This window comes from Streptomyces sp. NPDC033229 (assembly GCF_055576875.1).
In genome coordinates this window covers 1-15,338 of the sequence record NZ_JBVIQR010000023.1, presented here as the reverse complement: position 1 = coordinate 15,338, position 15,338 = coordinate 1, and the positions used below count along the sequence as shown (strand labels likewise).

The following is a 15,338-nucleotide window of genomic DNA, read 5'->3' as shown; positions in this document are numbered from 1 at the left end:
AGGTCGGCGCGTGTGGCGTGGCACGCCGATCTTAGCCGTGACGGCTTGCGTGTCGGGCGGACCCCGGCTGCGTGCCGCCTGCGGCGGCGAGCGCCCTGCGGGCGCGTCCTCAATCGCCGGACGGGCTGCGTGTGCAGCCCCTGGGGGTACCTCCCAGCGGTAGCTGGGGGAGATTGAGGACACCGCCGCGCAGCGGAGGTGCACAACTACCAACGGCCCGCTTCCGTCAACGCGCGAGTGAACCCGTGGTGGGGAGCCGCCAGCACCCTGGCCGTCTCGCCCTGTTCGACGATCTCGCCGTCGTCCAGGACCGCGATGCGGGTCGCGAGGGCCGCCGTGTCCAGGTCGTGGGTGATGAGGACGAGCGCCGGGCCGTCCGGCTCGTGGGCCAGGTCGGTCAGCAGTCGGAGGATGCCGCGGCAGGTAACCGCGTCGAGGCCGGAGGTGATCTCGTCGCAGATCAGCACCCGGGGGCGGGCGATGAGCGCCCGTGCGAGCGCGGCGCGCTGGAGTTCGCCCCCGGACAGCCGGCCGGGCCGCCGCCGGGCGTGTTCCTCGCCCAGCCCCACCCCGGCGAGGAGCGTACGGGCCTGTTCCTCGGCCGCGCGCGGCCCGGCGCCGCGGAGCCGGACGGCCGTGCGGGCCACCTGCTCCAGCACGGGACGGTATTCGTCGAAGGCGGCCCGCGCGTCCTGGAAGACGTACTGCACCGCCGCCAGTTGGGACCGGCTCCGGCGCCGCAGGCTGCGGGGCAGGGGGGAGCCGTCGAGGCGCACGACCCCGTCATAGGTGGAGTGGAGTCCGGCGAGGCACCGGGCCAGGGTGGTCTTGCCGCTGCCGGACCGTCCCACGACGGCCACGCACTCGCCCGCGCGGACCGTCAGCGAGGCGCCGCGGAGCAGATCGCCGGTGCCGCGGTGGCGCGCGGTGACACCCTCGGCGGCGAGCAGCCGTGGCCTGTCGGCAACGTCCGCCCGCACGGCACCCGGATGGGCTTCGGCCGAGTCGGCGCCCTCCGTCCGCCCCTCCGTGACCGCGCCCGGTCCGTGGGCGACGCCGCCGTCACCACCGGACGCCGGACCCACTACCGCACCCGGGCTCCCTCCCTCATTCCCGTACAGGAGTTCACGCGTCCATGGGTGTCCGGGGGCGGCCCATACGTCCTCCACCGCCCCCGACTCGATCACCTGCCCTTCCCTCATCACCAGCACCTCGTCGGCCAGCTCGCGCACCACGGGCAGATCGTGGCTGAGCAGCACGACCGCGATGCCCTGCCGGGCGATCGCGGCCAGCTCGGCGACGATCCGGCGCTTGGTGAGGGCGTCCTGGCCCGTGGTCGGTTCGTCCGCGACCACCACGCGGGCGCCCAGCAGGAGGGCCTGGGCCAGCACCACGCGCTGTTGCTGGCCGCCGGAGAGCTGGTGCGGGTAGCGCGTCAGGACCGACCGGCTGTCGGGGAGTTGCGCCGAGGCGAGGGCCGCGAGCACGCGCTCGCGCGCCGCCGCGCCGCGTGCCCGGCGGGGCAGGGAACGGACCTGGTTGCGGGCGATGTCGTGCAGGAGCGCGCCGACGCGCCGGGCCGGGTTGAGGACGGACGCCGGATGCTGGGGCACGTACCCCACCAGGCCCTCCGCGACGCGTACGTCACCCGTGACCCGCGCCCCGGCCGGGTACTCGCCGAGCAGCGCGAGGCCCGTGGTCGTCTTTCCGCTGCCGGACGCCCCGACGAGCGCCGTGACCCGGCCGGGCCGGGCCGTCAGGTCCACCCCGTCGACGACGGCACGGCCGTCGATCTCGACCCGGAGCCTCCGGATCTCCGCCACGGGCCCGGGTCCGCTCACCGCCTTGTTCATGACCGTCCTCTCTTCTTCGCCAGCCCCGCGTCGAACAGCAGATTCGTCCCGACGGACAGAGCGACGATCAGCAGTGCGGGGACCACCACCGCCCACGGCGCCACGAACAGCCCGGTGCGGTTGCGGTCGACCATCACCGCCCAGTCGGCGGTGTCCGCTTCGACCCCCACCCCCAGGAACGCGGCCGTGGCGACCAGGTACAGCACGCCCGTCAGCCGGACGCCCGCGTCGGCGGCGAGTGTCCGGGCCATCGAGCGCCCGACGTATCCGGCGGCCATCCGCCACCAACTCTCGCCCTGCATGCGCAGGGCCTCGACGGCCGGGCGGGACGCGGCCTCGGCGGCCTGCGCCCGGACGATCCGTGCCGCGTCCGGCGCGGTGACGAGTGCCACGATCAGCGCGAGCCCGAAGGTCCCCGGTTCCAGGGCCGTCGCCACCAGCAGCACGAGGAGCAGGGACGGTACGGCCAGCAGGACGTCCAGGGGGCGCATCAGGGCCTCCTCCAGCCACGGCCGGTGGGTGAGCGCGGCCGTGAGCCCCACCGGCAGGGCCACCGCGTACGCCAGTGCCGTCGCCGCGAGCGAGACGAGGACGACGGACCGGCCGCCGAGCAGCACCTGCCGCCACACGTCCCGGCCCACGAAGTCCGTGCCGAGCCAGTGCCCGCCACCGAGGGTGAACGACGTGCCGCGCGCGCCCGCCTCGCCCGCGAACCAGGGGCCCAGCAGCGCGAGCAGCAGCGGGATCCCGACGATCACCGCGCCGGCCGGAAAGCGGTGGGGTCTCATGCCGCCGCCCCCGTCCGGGGGGCGAAGCGGCGGGCGACCAGGTCGGCCGCCAGGTTGAGCACGACGGCGACGAGGCCGAAGACCAGCGCGAGGCCCTGGACCACGGGGACGTCCCGGGCCGCGACCGCGTCCATGAGGACCGTGCCGAGGCCGGGCACGACGAACAGCGCCTCGACGACGATCACACCGCTGAGCAGCCAGTCGACGGTCCGGGCGAGTTGCTGGGCGGCGGGGGCGACGGCGTTGGGCAGGGCGTGGGCGTAGCGGACGCGGGCCCCGGAGATCCCGTACCGGCGGGCCTGTGCGGTGTACGGCGCGGACAGCGCGTCGATCATGCCGGCCCGTACGAGCCGGCTGAGGGAGCACACCGGGCGGGCCAGCAGCACCAGGACCGGCAGGACCAGCACCGCCGGGTGGGCGAGCAGGTCGGTGCCGTATCCGACGGCGGTCGGCGGCAGCCAGCCCAGACGCAGCGCGAAGACGGTCACCAGCAGCACCCCGAAGGCGAATTCGGGCACCGCGTACACCGCGAGCGTCAGGGAGCTGACGGCCCGGTCCAGGGGCCCGCCCTCGCGCCGGGCGCCCAGCACACCGAGTCCGACGCCGAGAGGCACCAGCAGCGTCACGGTGAGCGCGGCCAGCAACAGCGTCGGTCCGAAGCCGTCGGCGAGGGCCGAGGTGACGGGGCGTCCGGAGGCGAGCGAGACCCCGAGGTCTCCGTGGAGCAGACCGGTGACCCAGTCCGCGAGGCGTTCGTGGGCGGGCCGGTCCAGGTGCAGCGACTCCCGGATCGCGGCGATCCGGGCCGGGTCGGGGTCGTCGCCCGCCAGCGCCACGGCCGCGTCGCCCGGCAGTGCCTCGGTGAGCACGAAGACGAGCAGGACGACGGCCGCGGTCTGCGCGAGGCCGAGCAGCAGTCGGCGGGCCGCCCAGGAGCGCCACGGGGACGGCCCCGCGGGCCCGGGCAGGACCGCGGTCACGCCAGCCACACGGTGTCGAAGCGGGCCCAGTCCAGCGTGTTGGCGGGCGCGTCGTCGGCGACGCCGCGCACCCGGCGTCCGGTGCCGACGATCCAGTCGGCGAACCCCCACACGAGGAACCCGCCCTCGGCGTGCAGCCTGCGCTGCATCCGCTCGTAGAGGGCGTGGCGCTCGGGGGTGCTCTTCGTCGACTGGAGCCGCTGGTAGAGGGCGTCGAAGTCCTTGCGGCGCCAGTGGGTGGCGTTGGTGGTGGAGTCGGTGAGCAGCCGCTGGGAGATGTGCGACTCGATGGGCATGGCGCCGGAGCGGTAGCTGGCCAGGGTGCCGGAGTCGAGGATGTCCTTCCAGTAGCTGTCCTTGTTGCCGGTCCTGACCTCGATCGTGACGCCCGCCTTCTTGGCCTGGTCACGGAAGATCCCGGCGGCCTCGACGAAGCCGGCGGCGACCGGTGAGGTGTCGAGGGTGACCCGCAGGTCCTCGGCGCCCGCCTGCTTGAGCAGATGGCGGGCGCGGTCGAGGTCCTGGGTGCGCTGCGGCAGCCCGGCCGCGTAGTGGGCGTAGCCCTTGCCGAAGAGGTCGTTGCCGATCTCCCCGGCGCCGGAGAGCGCGCCCTTGACGAGCTCCGCCCGGTCGGCGATGAGGAAGAACGCCTCCCGTACCCGCGGGTCGTCGAACGGTGCCCGGTCGGTCTTCATCGCGAAGCCCTGCATGGCGCTGTCGCGCAGCCGTACGATCTCGATCTGCCCCTTCCCCTCGTGGGCGCGGGCGGTGGTGGGGTTCAGCTCGTGCGCGTACTCGACCTGGCCGCCGAGCAGGGCGTTCACCCGCGCGGCCTCCTCACCCGCGATGACGAACTCGATCTCGTCCAGGTGGGGGGCGCCCTCCCAGTAGGCGTCGTTGCGACGGAAGACCGCGGAGCGGCCGGGCGCGAAGGACACGAAGCGGAACGGGCCCGAGCCGACCGGCTTGTCGAACCGCTCGGTGCCCTGGGGGACGATGTACGCGCCGAACGCCGCCAGCACGTTGGGGAATTCGGCCGTCGGCCGCTTCAGCCGGAACTCGACGGTGCGGGCGCCCGCCGCGCGGCTCTCGGCGAGGTCGATGGGTTCCAGGGACGCCTTGGCGCGGTAGGCCTTCTTGGGGTCGGCGATGCGGCGGTAGCTGTAGAGGACGTCCTCGGCGGTGACGGGCCTGCCGTCGTGGAAGACCGCCTCGCGCAGGGAGACCGTCCAGCGGTCCAGCCCCGCGTTCGGCTCCCAGCGGGTGGCGAGGCGCGGCCGGGCGGACATGTCGGAGCCGTAGTCGGCGAGCTTGTCGAACAGCGCCTTGGCGCGGGCGGCGTCGGCGAACAGGTTACTGAGGTGCGGATCGAGCGTCTCGGCGGCGCCGCCACCGGCGAAGGCGGCCCGGAGGCGGCCACCGCGCCGGGGCTTGCCGCCCTTGTCCTGGCCGGGCTTGAGGGCGGGCCCGCTGCCGCAGCCGGCGAGGGTGAGGGCGGCGGCGGTGCCGCCGGTCGCGGTGAGGAAGCGGCGGCGGTGGAGGCCTGGGGAGTCGTGCATGGGTGCTCCTGGTGAGGGAAAATCCAGCCCGCTGGGGGCACCTCCCAGCGGTAGCTGGGGGAGATTGAGGACCGGGGTCCGGGGCGGAGCCCCGGTTCGGGAAGGGGCGGGGTGGGGAAAAGTCAGGTCCGGCGGGCGACGACGTGCAGGCGATCGCCGTCCGCTCCGCCCGTCGGGGCCGGCCCTCCGGACCGCCACGGCGGATCCGTCCGCGGCCCCGGCCCGTCATGCAGCTCCAGCACCGTGAAGCCGTGCGCGGCCAGTGCGTACCGCAGCTCCTGGGGGAACAGCAGCCGCCAGGCGGATCGCTGCTCCAGCGGTGGTGACCCGTCGTCGGCCGTCCAGACGCGGCGTCGGCACAGCAGTTGCGCGGCCCGGTCGACCCGCAGCCTCGTGACGTGGCGGTACGTCGTGCCCTGCCAGGTGAACGAACCGGTCGCCGGCGCGTCCAGCAGTTCCGTACTGCCCAGGAAGAACGCCCCGTTGCGCATCTCCGCGACGAGCAGCCCGCCCGGCGCGAGGGCCCGGCGGCAGGAGGCGAGCAGGCCGTCGAGGTCGTCGTTGGTGTGGCAGTACAGCAGGGCGCTGTCCAGGCAGACGACGGCGTCGAACGCCTTCGCGCCGAGGTCGAAGCGGCGCAGGTCGGCGCGGGCGTACTCCGGGCCCGGGTGGTGGGCGCGGGCGTGGGCGAGCATCGCGTCGGACAGGTCCGCGCCGGTGACCTCGTACCCGGCCCGGTGCAGCCATGCCGCGTCGCGGCCCGTGCCGCAGCCGAGGTCCAGGAGGCGGGGTCCGGCGGTGCGGTAGCGCAGGCAGTGGTCGGCCCAGCGCGCGGCCAGGTGGCCGGGGTCGGGGAATCTGGCCTCGTACAGCGCGGGGTGGTCGGTGAGGAGGTTGGCGTCGGTCATCGGGTGGCTCCGACGGGCAGCGGCAGCGGCGGCAGGACGCGCAGCCGGTGCAGCCAGGCGACACCGCCCGCGGAGGCGAGTCCGAGGGCGAGGCAGCAGGCCCACGGCAGCCACTCGGCCCCGCCGCGGCCGCCCGCGTCCATCGCCCAGCCGACGACGGTGTTGCCGACGGCCGCGGCGATGCCGGAGACGACGTAGAAGATCCCGAAGTAGGTGCCGGTCAGCTCGGGGCGGCCGAACGCGGGGATCAGTTCCATCACGAACGGCTGGGCCACCATCACCCCGAGGTACAGCAGCAGGGCCCCGCCCAGCACCGGCAGCAGTCCGAGGGCCGCGCGGGCCGCGCCGCCGGGTTCCGCGGTGCCCGTCACCGCCATGGGCGGCAGGAACGCGAGTCCCATGAGAGCGAGCCCGGCGCCGATCCACTTCGTCCGGCTGCCCCGGTTCTTCAGCGCGTGGGTGACGCGCAGTTGCAGCCCCAGGTTGGCGAGGGTGCCGACGAGGAAGACGATCCCGGCCGCGCCGTCCCAGCCGGTGGCCCGGCGGGCACCGTCGGGCAGGAGGAGGTAGAGCTGGTTCTCCATGGTGAACATGCCGACCATGGCCAGCGAGAACGCCAGGAAGGCACGGTTGGCGAGGACTTCCCGCCAGTCGGCGAGCACGCTGCCGCCGCTGGGGGTGACCTCCCGGGCGGGCAGGACGAGCGCCTGGGCGACGGTCAGCAGGGCGAAGATGCCGGCGGCCGTGAGCGCGGAGGCGCGGAAGTCGACGAGCAGCAGGGCGCTGCCGAGCAGGGGGCCGACGAGGGCGCCGGTCGTCGCGAAGACGTTGAACAGGGCGAACGCCTCCGCCTTGCGCTCCCCCGCCTCCTGTGCGAAGTAGGCCCGTACGGCCGGGTTGAACAGGGCCCCCGCGAGTCCGCTGAGGACGGACGCGGCGAGCAGGACCGCCAGTCCGTCGCCGAGGGCGAAGAGGGCGAAGCCGACGGTGCGCAGCGCGCATCCGGCGATGATGACGCCGCGTGCCCCGAGCCGGTCGGCGGCCGAGCCGCCGACGATGAACAGGCCCTGCTGGCTGAGGTTGCGGACACCGAGGACGATGCCGACGACGGCGGCGGACATGCCGAGGTCCTGGCCGAGGTGGGTGGCGAGGTAGGGGATGAGCAGATAGAAGCCGGTGTTGACGCCGAGCTGGTTGACCAGCAGCAGGCGGATCGCGAGCGGGAAGGCGCGTATCTCATGCCACGTGCGCACGGTGCGGTGTCTCCTTGGAGGGGCCGGGTATGCCGGGGGCGGGCATGCCCGTGGTGGTCGTGGCTCCGGGCTCGGGAGCGGGCTCGGCCCGGCGCACGCCGAGGCCGGCGCGGTCGGCCGCCCGTACGGTCCCGTCGGTGCCGCCGATGCCCTGCCAGGGGTCGTGGGCCAGCAGCAGGTGGCCGTCGAGGTCGATCCAGCGGGCCCGGTCGGCGAGATGGACGGCGGGGGCGATGCCGAGCGAACTCGCCGTCAGGCAGCCGAGCATGAGGTCGGTTCCGCTGCCCGCCAGCGCCTCGGCGATGCGCAGCGCGGCGTGCGGGCCGCCGCACTTGGCGAGCTTGACGTTGACGCCGTGCACCCGGCCGGCGAGGCGGCGGGCGTCGTCGAGTCCGACGGCGTCCTCGTCGGCGATGAGGGGCAGCGGTGAGGTTTCCGCGAGGCGGGCGAGCGCCTCGGGGTCGCCGGGGGCGGTGGGCTGTTCCACGGCCTCGACGCCGAGTGCGGCGAAGCGCGGCAGCAGTCGCTTCGCTTCGGCGGGGGTCCAGGCGCCGTTGGGGTCGAGGAGCAGCCGGGCGTGGGGGGCTCCCTCGCGGACGGCCCGTACCCGCGCGAGGTCGTCGGCGGGGTCCGGCGAGCCGCCCTTGACCTTGATGACGGTGAAGCCGCTGTCCGCGAGGCAGCGGGCCCGCAGGGCGGCCCGTACCGGGGAGGTGATGCCGATGGTGCGGGCGGTCGCGGCGGCGGGCGGGGCCTGGGCGCCGAGCAGGTGGTGAACGGGGGTGCCCGCGCGCTTGCCGACGAGGTCGAGCAGGGCCGCGTCGACGGCGGCGCGTACGGCGGGCGGGGTGTCGTGGGGCAGCAGCGCGGCGTCCCGGGACGCCGCCAGGGCGCTCTCCGGCTCGGCGAAGCGTGCGAGTTCCACCGCCGCCTCGCGCAGCAGCCGCCCGAGGGTGGCGGCGTCCAGCCCGTAGTAGACGCTGGCCACGGCCTCGCCGTGGCCGCGCGCCCCGCCGTGCTCGACGGACAGCCACACGGCGTCCCGGGCATCCATGACGGACCGGGAGATGCGCAGCGGTTCGGCGAGCGTCAGACGCGTGGTGTGCAGGGTGCTCTTCACGGGGTGCCTCCGCAGGGGGTACCGGGTGCCGGGTCGGTGACCGTCGCGCACCGCGCCCAGCCCGTGGCCTCCGCCGCGCGGGGGTGCGGAATCTCCACGGGCCGGGTGGCGGCGCTCGCGAGGTCGAGGCCGTGGGCGGTGGTGAAGTCGTCGTCGTAGAGGGTGCCGAGGTAGCGGTGCGGGCCGTCGGGGAAGACCGTGGCGACGACCGCGCCGGGGTGGACGCGGGCGGCCCAGGCCGCGACGAGTGCGACGGCGCCGGTGCTCCAGCCACCGCTGACGAAGTTGGCGCGGGCCAGTCGGCGGCAGGCGCCGGCCGCCTCGGCGGGGCCGACCCAGTGCACTTCGTCGAAGGCCTCGTAGGCGACGTTGCGCGGGTGGATGCTGCTGCCGAGGCCGCGCATGAGGCGGGCCCGGGCGGGCTGGCCGAAGATGGTCGAGCCGGTGGCGTCGACGCCGAAGAGCCGCAGCGCCGGCCAGTGGCGGCGCAGCGGTGCGGCGACGCCGGCGCTGTGTCCGCCGGTGCCGACGCTGCAGACGAGGATGTCGAGGTGGTCGAGCGCCCCGGCCAGCTCGGCGGCGAGCGAGGCGTAGCCGGCGACGTTGTCGGGGTTGTTGTACTGGTCGGGCCAGTACGCACCGGGGTGCGCCGCCAGCACCTCGCGCAGCCGGGCCAGCCGGGCGGCCTGCCAGCCGCCCTCGGGGGCGGGCCGGTCGACGAGTTCGAGGCGGGCGCCGTACGCGCGCAGCAGCTGCCGCATCGAGGGTTCCAGCTCGGTGTCGCCGATGAGGACGACGGGGTGGCCGAGGGCCTGTCCGGCGAAGGCGAGGCCGATGCCGAGCGTTCCGGAGGTGGACTCGACGACGGGTGCGCCGGGGAGGAGCTCACCGCGTTCCCGGGCGCCCATGAGCATGGACACCGCCGCGCGGGCCTTCATGCCCCCGGCGCCGAGCCCTTCGAGCTTGGCCCAGAACCCGGGGTGCGGGAAGGGGAGTTCGGCGGTGACGCGGGCGAGCGGGGTGCGGCCGAGCAGGGCGAGGAGGTCGCGGTTGGCCGGTGGTGCGGCCAGCAGCGCGGGGGTCATCGGATGCCTCCGTAGCGGTGGATCACGCCGGGTCCGCCGTCGAGCCAGAAGAAGGGGTAGGGCTCGGCGCACACCGCGGCGACGCCCGCGCCGATCAGTCGCGGCAGTACGGCGCTGCCGGTCTGCGCGAACATCACGAGGGGTGTGCCGTGCCGGGCGGCGTGCTCGCGCAGCGCCTCGAAGGTGCCGTTGCCGAGGGTCATCCCGGAGGCGAGCACGGCGTCGCAGCCGGGGAGTTCGGCGAGCGCGTCGGTACGGACGCGTTCGCCCCATTCGGTGGTGCCGCCCTTGAGGTCGCACGGCACGTAGTCGACGCCCCGCGTCCGCAGGGCCTCCAGCAGGGAGTTGACGACGCCGACCACGAGGACCCGGCCGGGGGCGGCGCCCAGCAGGTCGACGACGCCGCGGGCCCGGGCCCGTGACTTGTGCAGCGAGCTGCCGGCGGGCAGCGGCCAGGGGCTCGCGCCGTGGGCGGGGGTGTGCGGGGCGACGTGCATCAGATAGGCGTCGAGGGCGGCCACCCGGACGGCCCGGGCGGGGTGGGCGAGGAGGGTGGCGACGCTCGCGCCGACGCATTCCTCGATGGCGGTGGCGGGCAGCGCGCCCGGCTCGACCGCGCACGAGCCGACGGCTTCGCCGAGGCGCAGGCTCAGCACCTCGTTGCGGTAGCCGCCGCTGCGTCCGTCGTGGCGGACGGCCTGGCTGGTGGTGAACGCGACGCTGATCCGCGTGTCCTGCGGGGGCGGGCCGAACTCCCCGTCCCGTACGCGCCGTTCGAGGTCGAGGAGGGAGGTGGCGAGCGGAATGCCGGTCACGGTCACGGCTTCACCATCCGGGGACGGAGGCCGGACAGGAGCCGCTCGACGTGGCCACGCGCGCCGGGCCCGTCGGGGTCGGCGGCCATGACGTGGCCGAGGTAGTCGTTGTTGCTGCCGCTCGCCTTGACGGTGGTGCCGGGGCGGGCGAGGTGTGTTTCCAGCACGCCGGGTGCGCCGTCGAGGCCGTCGGCTCCGTCGATGCCCTCCAGCGTGCCGGGGGCCTCGGGGACGAGGAAGCCGATGGCGGCGCTGCGCAGACCGGTCTCACGCGTGGTCAGGTCGGGCGCGAGGCCGAGGGCGACGTCCACGCAGGCGGCGGTGAGGTCGATGCCGGTGACGTGGCGGACGAGTTCGGTGATGCGGTTGCCGGCCGGGCGGGGGTTGACCTCGACGACGCGCGGGCCGTCGTCGGTGAGCTTGATCTCGGTGTGGGCGACGAGGCCGTCGAGCCCGAGGGCGTCGAGGGCGCGCAGCGCGGTGTCGGCGGCGGCCCGGGCGGACCCCTCGGCCAGGTCGGCGGGGAACATGTGGCCCGTCTCGATGAACGCGGGTGCGCCGCTCACGCTCTTGTCGGTGATGCCGACGACGTGCGTCGCCCCGGCGAAGGAGACGGTCTCGACGCTGACTTCGGGGCCTTCGAGCAGCTCTTCGAGCAGGACGGCGGCCTCGCGTCGCTGGCCGCGGGCGTTGACGGGGAAGTCGGCGAGGGCACGGTGGGCCCCGGCCAGCTCGCTCTCGTCGGCGACCTTGCGTACGTACATCCCGGCGCAGAGGTCCACGGGCTTGAACACGAGGGGGTAGCCGAGATCGCGGGCCGCCTCGGCGGCGGCCGCCCAGTCCGGGCAGAGCGCGAAGCGCGGGCCGGGCAGGCCGGCGGCGGCGAGGGCGCGGCGGGTGGCGTCCTTGCGGCAGGCGGCGGCGACGGCCCGCTCGGTGGGGCCGGGCAGGCCGAGGCGGGCGGCGATGCGGGCCGCGGTGGGGAGGTAGTAGTCGCAGGAGGTGAGGACGCCGTCGAAGCGCAGCGCGGAGTGCAGCCGCTCGACGTGCGGAAGCAGCGCGTCCATGTCGTTGGTGTCGGCGGTGACGATGTTGCGGGCGGCGAGCAGCGGGTGGGCCGTGCCCTCGGGGGCGGCCCGCAGGTAGTGGTGGAGGTCGCGGGTGAGGAAGGTGAACTCGTGGCCGCCTTCGCGGATCGCCCGTGGCAGGAGTCTGCTCATCGATCCGACCCAGCTCTCGACCATCAGCAGATGTCCCACAACTCTCCCTTGGGGTGGCGCTGTCCGGGGGCCGGGCATGCCGAGGAGAGCCCTCGGGGCCCGGGTCCCGTCTTGACTGAGCCCACACGTTATCGATAATCGTTTTCATTGTCATCTGTCGCGCCATCAGCCACTCGCGCCCCACTCACCTCGATTGCGAGCCACGTGAACCGCCCCACCCGCCTGCCCGGCCTCCTTTGCGCCCTCGTCGCGACGAGCGCCGTCCTCTCCGTCCTGCCTCCCGTCACCCCGGCACGGGCCGCCGACGCCCCCGCCCGCTCCCCGCACCCCGGCATCCGCTTCGGCGCCTGCCCCAAGGCGGTACCGGACCCGCCCGCCCCCGCCCGCGTCGAGTGCGGCTCGCTGGACGTCCCGCTGGAATGGGACCGCCCCGACGGCCGCCGGCTGCGCGTCGCCGTCTCCCGGGTCCGTGCCGACGGCACCCCCGCCGAGCGCCGGGGCGTCCTGCTCGTCAACCCCGGCGGGCCGGGCGGCTCCGGCCTCCCCTACGCCGTGACCAAGCGCGCCAAGCTCCCCGAGCGGGTCCGCCGCGCGTACGACGTCGTCGGCTTCGACCCGCGCGGCGTCGGCGGCAGCGCACCCGCCGACTGCGGCGCGATGGGCGGCCTGTTCCGCTCCCCCGCCGCCGACCCCGTCCCGCGCGGCCGGGCGGCCGAGCGGGACCACCTGACGGCGCTGCGCCGCCTCGCCGACGACTGCGCGGCCGGCGCGGGCCCTGCCCTGCCCCATCTGTCGACCGAGGCCACGGCCCGGGACATGGACGCGATACGGGCGGCGCTCGGCGAAGAGCGGATCGGCTTCCTCGGCGTCTCCTACGGCAGCTACCTCGGCGCGGCCTACGCGACACGCTTCCCGCACCGGACCGGCCGGATGGTGCTCGACAGCGTCGTCGGACCCGAGAGCTGGTACGACTTCGACCTGCGCCAGGCCCGTGCGATGCTCCGACAGCGCGACACCCTGCTGGAGTGGCTGGCCGCCCATGACGACCGGTTCGCGCTCGGCGGGAACGCGCGCGAGGTCCGCGCGGCCTACGAGCGGGTGCGGTCGTCCCTGGCCGCCCGCCCGGCCGACGGCTTCGGCCCGGCCGAGTTCGACCGCGCGGTGTACCGGGCCCTCGGCCGCACCGAGCGCTGGGCGCCGCTCGGTGACGGGCTGCGCGCGTATCTGCGGGACGGCGCCGTCGACGGGCTGCGCCCCAAGGCGCCCTTCGACGGCCCGGAATCCCGCAACTACGAGGCCGCGAACCGCATCGTGAAGTGCGCGGACGGCCCCGGCCCCGCACCCGCCCACGTCACCGCGGACCTCCGCGCGCTGCGCCGCCTCGACCCGCTCCCCGTCGTCACCGGCATCGAGGCGTCGGCCTGCGCGTACTGGCACCACCGTCCGAAGAGCCGCACCCCGCTCGGCGGCCCGGCCACGCCGCCCGTCCTGCTGGTCGCGTCCGCGCACGACCCCGTCACGCCGATCGAGGGCGCCCGGCTGCTGCGGCGCGAACTGCCCGGCTCCCGCCTGGTGACCCTGGCCGACGACTACTCGCACGGTGTCTTCGCCAGCCGGGGCAACGCCTGCGTGGACGACGCGGTCGCCGCCCACCTCGTCGACGGCTCCCTACCGGCCGCGGACGTCCGCTGCGCGGGGCCGGGCCTGCCGCCCGTCTGAACCGGCGGGTGATTCTGAGCCGGCCGAGGCGGTGGACGGAACAACCATCACCCGACGGCGACGCAGCACCAGCCGGCTCCGCCGCACGGGAGCAACCGTCCTCCCCACCCCGACGTCCGCGCGCCGCGCGAACCGTGCGGGTCCCGTCGACCTGACGACCGGCCCCAGGTCAGCGGCCGGGCATCGCCTGGCCGCCGAAGCCGCGGCCGCCGTCGGCCGCGTCCCGCCACCAGGCGTCGATCGCCTCCGGGTCCATCGCCGCCCACTCCGGCGTCCGCTGGACCTGCGCCCGGCCCAGCCGGCGGGCGAGTTCGACCGCCGCGCGGCCGGAGGGGGTGCGTTCGGCGTCGTACGCGGCGACCGCCTCGCCCCAGGTGGCGGCCGAACGCAGGGAGCGTTCCAGCACCGAGGCGTCCTGGAGTGCCTTGACCGCGCCGCCGCCGGCGTGCGGGCGGGCGACGGCGGCAGCGTCGCCGACGAGGACGAGCCGGTCCTCCCCGAAGTGCGGGACGATGAGGTCGTAGATGGGCTGGACCTGGGTCTCGACCTCGGGGGTGCGTCTGATGACCTCCTGCCAGAAGGGCGGGAAGTACTTCTCGATCACCTCGGTGTGACCGGTGATCAGCTCCTGGGGCACCGCGCCCGGCGGCAGGCTCGTGGGGTCCTCCAGCGTCAGCCCCGCCCCGGCCGGCGGGGCGGCGTAGAACACCCAGTTCGCGGAGACGCCCCGGCCGCCGCGGCCGGGGATGCGGTAGGCCATCAGATGGCCGCCGGGGAAGCCGACGGACGTGGCGGCGTCCTCGGGCCAGGCCGTGTCCGGACCGGGCAGCAGTTCGGCGGGCAGGGCGCCGCGCCAGGCCAGATACCCCGCATAGACGGGCACGGTGGCGGCGCGGGTCGCCGCCCGGACGACCGAGCGGTAGCCGTCCGCGCCGACGACGAGGTCGAAGCGTTCCTCGCTCCCGTCGGCGAACCGCAGCGTGGCACCGTCGGGCTCCGAGCGCACCCGTTCGACGGCCGCGCCCTGGCGGTAGGTGACGGACGCGGGTATCCGGGCCCGTAACTCCTGCCAGAGCGATCCCCAGTTGTAGGAGCGGAACGGGAAGGGCACCGCGCCCACCGTCCGCCCGGCCCGCTCATCGCCGTCCCTGACCACCCAGGGCCGGTGGGTGAGGCGCACCCAGGGGATGTCCGCGTCGATGTATCCGGCGGCCTCCATCTCGGCGTACCGGTCGTCGTGGACGGCGAGGCCGACTCCCCGGTCCTCGAGCCGACCGGCCGCCCGTTCGTACACCACGACCTCGTCGGCCCCGGCCCGTGTCGCGGCGAGCGCGGCGGCACAGCCCGCCACGCTCCCGCCGACGACGGCCACGCGTCCTCCATGCATGGACGATCCCGTTCCTTTCCCGACCCGGGACGTACGCGACGCTCTCCCGGATCTTCGATCTGTACCCGGACCACCGACGTGATCCGTGGGTGCCCAGCGGGCCCCCGCTCGCCAGTGAGTCTGCTCAACTTCTCTTCCACGCGCTCCTCTTTTCACCGTGACCTGCGACTCGTTGTGCGCCGAACGGGCGGTGGCCCGGAGTCCGCTTCGTGCGGCGGTGTCCATGTGGTGGACGCGTCGGGCGGGCCGGTGCTACGCACACCCTGAGCGCCTCGCGCGGACCGCAGGCACCCGGCACGAGAAAGGGCTGAGCGCCATGGCAGACACGGAAGACGAGCCGGGCCGACAGGTCGGATTCGTACGTCGCATCGGGCTGTTCCAGGCCACCGCCCTCAACATGAGCCAGATGTGCGGCATCGGCCCCTTCGTGACCATCCCGCTGATGGTCGCGGCGTTCGGCGGCCCGCAGGCCGTCATCGGATTCGTGGCGGGCGCGGTCCTCGCGCTGGCGGACGGGCTGATCTGGGCCGAGCTGGGGGCCGCGATGCCGGGGGCGGGCGGCAGTTACGTCTATCTGCGGCAGGCGTTCCAGTACCGCACCGGAAAGCTGATGCCGTTCCTGTTCGTCTGGACGGCGATGCTCTTCATCCC

General features: G+C 75.0%; 13 protein-coding genes. 2 read left to right on the top strand and 11 right to left on the bottom strand.

The window, feature by feature from the left end:
* Positions 1–206: 206 nt before the first annotated feature.
* From ACZ53N_RS20700 to ACZ53N_RS20655, 10 genes are all read right to left on the bottom strand, one after another.
* Positions 207–1,853, bottom strand: a complete 1,647-nt coding sequence (locus tag ACZ53N_RS20700; RefSeq protein WP_469142288.1) for an ABC transporter ATP-binding protein — start codon at positions 1,851–1,853, stop codon at positions 207–209.
* A complete protein-coding gene (locus tag ACZ53N_RS20695; RefSeq protein WP_469142287.1) occupies positions 1,850–2,641 on the bottom strand; it encodes an ABC transporter permease in 792 nt (263 codons plus the stop codon). The genes ACZ53N_RS20700 and ACZ53N_RS20695 overlap by 4 nt, the downstream gene beginning before the upstream one ends.
* Positions 2,638–3,621, bottom strand: a complete 984-nt coding sequence (locus ACZ53N_RS20690; protein ID WP_469142286.1) for an ABC transporter permease — start codon at positions 3,619–3,621, stop codon at positions 2,638–2,640. The genes ACZ53N_RS20695 and ACZ53N_RS20690 overlap by 4 nt, the downstream gene beginning before the upstream one ends.
* Entirely contained in the window at positions 3,618–5,180 is a 1,563-nt protein-coding gene (locus tag ACZ53N_RS20685) for an ABC transporter substrate-binding protein (protein ID WP_469142285.1), read from the bottom strand. The genes ACZ53N_RS20690 and ACZ53N_RS20685 overlap by 4 nt, the downstream gene beginning before the upstream one ends.
* Before the next feature lie 122 nt (positions 5,181–5,302).
* Positions 5,303–6,088: a class I SAM-dependent methyltransferase gene (locus ACZ53N_RS20680; RefSeq protein ID WP_469142284.1), complete on the bottom strand. Its 786-nt coding sequence runs from the start codon at positions 6,086–6,088 to the stop codon at positions 5,303–5,305.
* On the bottom strand, positions 6,085–7,341 hold the full coding sequence (locus ACZ53N_RS20675) for an MFS transporter (RefSeq protein WP_469142283.1): 1,257 nt from the start codon (positions 7,339–7,341) through the stop codon (positions 6,085–6,087). The genes ACZ53N_RS20680 and ACZ53N_RS20675 overlap by 4 nt, the downstream gene beginning before the upstream one ends.
* Positions 7,325–8,461 carry a dipeptide epimerase gene (locus tag ACZ53N_RS20670; protein WP_469142282.1) on the bottom strand — a complete coding sequence of 379 codons (1,137 nt, stop codon included), beginning with the start codon at positions 8,459–8,461 and terminating at the stop codon, positions 7,325–7,327. The genes ACZ53N_RS20675 and ACZ53N_RS20670 overlap by 17 nt, the downstream gene beginning before the upstream one ends.
* Complete coding sequence (locus ACZ53N_RS20665) at positions 8,458–9,546, bottom strand: PLP-dependent cysteine synthase family protein (RefSeq protein WP_469142281.1); 1,089 nt, start codon at positions 9,544–9,546, stop codon at positions 8,458–8,460. Before ACZ53N_RS20665 ends, ACZ53N_RS20670 begins: the two co-directional genes overlap by 4 nt.
* The gene (locus tag ACZ53N_RS20660) at positions 9,543–10,367 is read right to left on the bottom strand and encodes a Rossmann-like domain-containing protein (RefSeq protein ID WP_469142280.1); all 825 of its coding nucleotides are present in this window, start codon (positions 10,365–10,367) and stop codon (positions 9,543–9,545) included. Before ACZ53N_RS20660 ends, ACZ53N_RS20665 begins: the two co-directional genes overlap by 4 nt.
* Positions 10,364–11,620 (bottom strand): ATP-grasp domain-containing protein, encoded by a 1,257-nt coding sequence (locus tag ACZ53N_RS20655; RefSeq protein ID WP_469142279.1) that lies wholly within the window; start codon positions 11,618–11,620, stop codon positions 10,364–10,366. Before ACZ53N_RS20655 ends, ACZ53N_RS20660 begins: the two co-directional genes overlap by 4 nt.
* A 165-nt stretch (positions 11,621–11,785) precedes the next feature.
* Here ACZ53N_RS20655 and ACZ53N_RS20650 point away from each other — a divergent pair, with 165 nt between their 5' ends.
* Complete coding sequence (locus ACZ53N_RS20650) at positions 11,786–13,300, top strand: alpha/beta hydrolase (protein ID WP_469142278.1); 1,515 nt, start codon at positions 11,786–11,788, stop codon at positions 13,298–13,300.
* Positions 13,301–13,469: 169 nt separating this feature from the next.
* Here ACZ53N_RS20650 and ACZ53N_RS20645 read toward each other — a convergent pair whose 3' ends face one another.
* Entirely contained in the window at positions 13,470–14,687 is a 1,218-nt protein-coding gene (locus ACZ53N_RS20645; protein ID WP_469142277.1) for an FAD-dependent monooxygenase, read from the bottom strand.
* Positions 14,688–15,003: 316 nt separating this feature from the next.
* Here ACZ53N_RS20645 and ACZ53N_RS20640 point away from each other — a divergent pair.
* A partial coding sequence (locus tag ACZ53N_RS20640; protein WP_469142276.1) for an amino acid permease occupies positions 15,004–15,338 on the top strand: 335 nt, incomplete at its 3' end.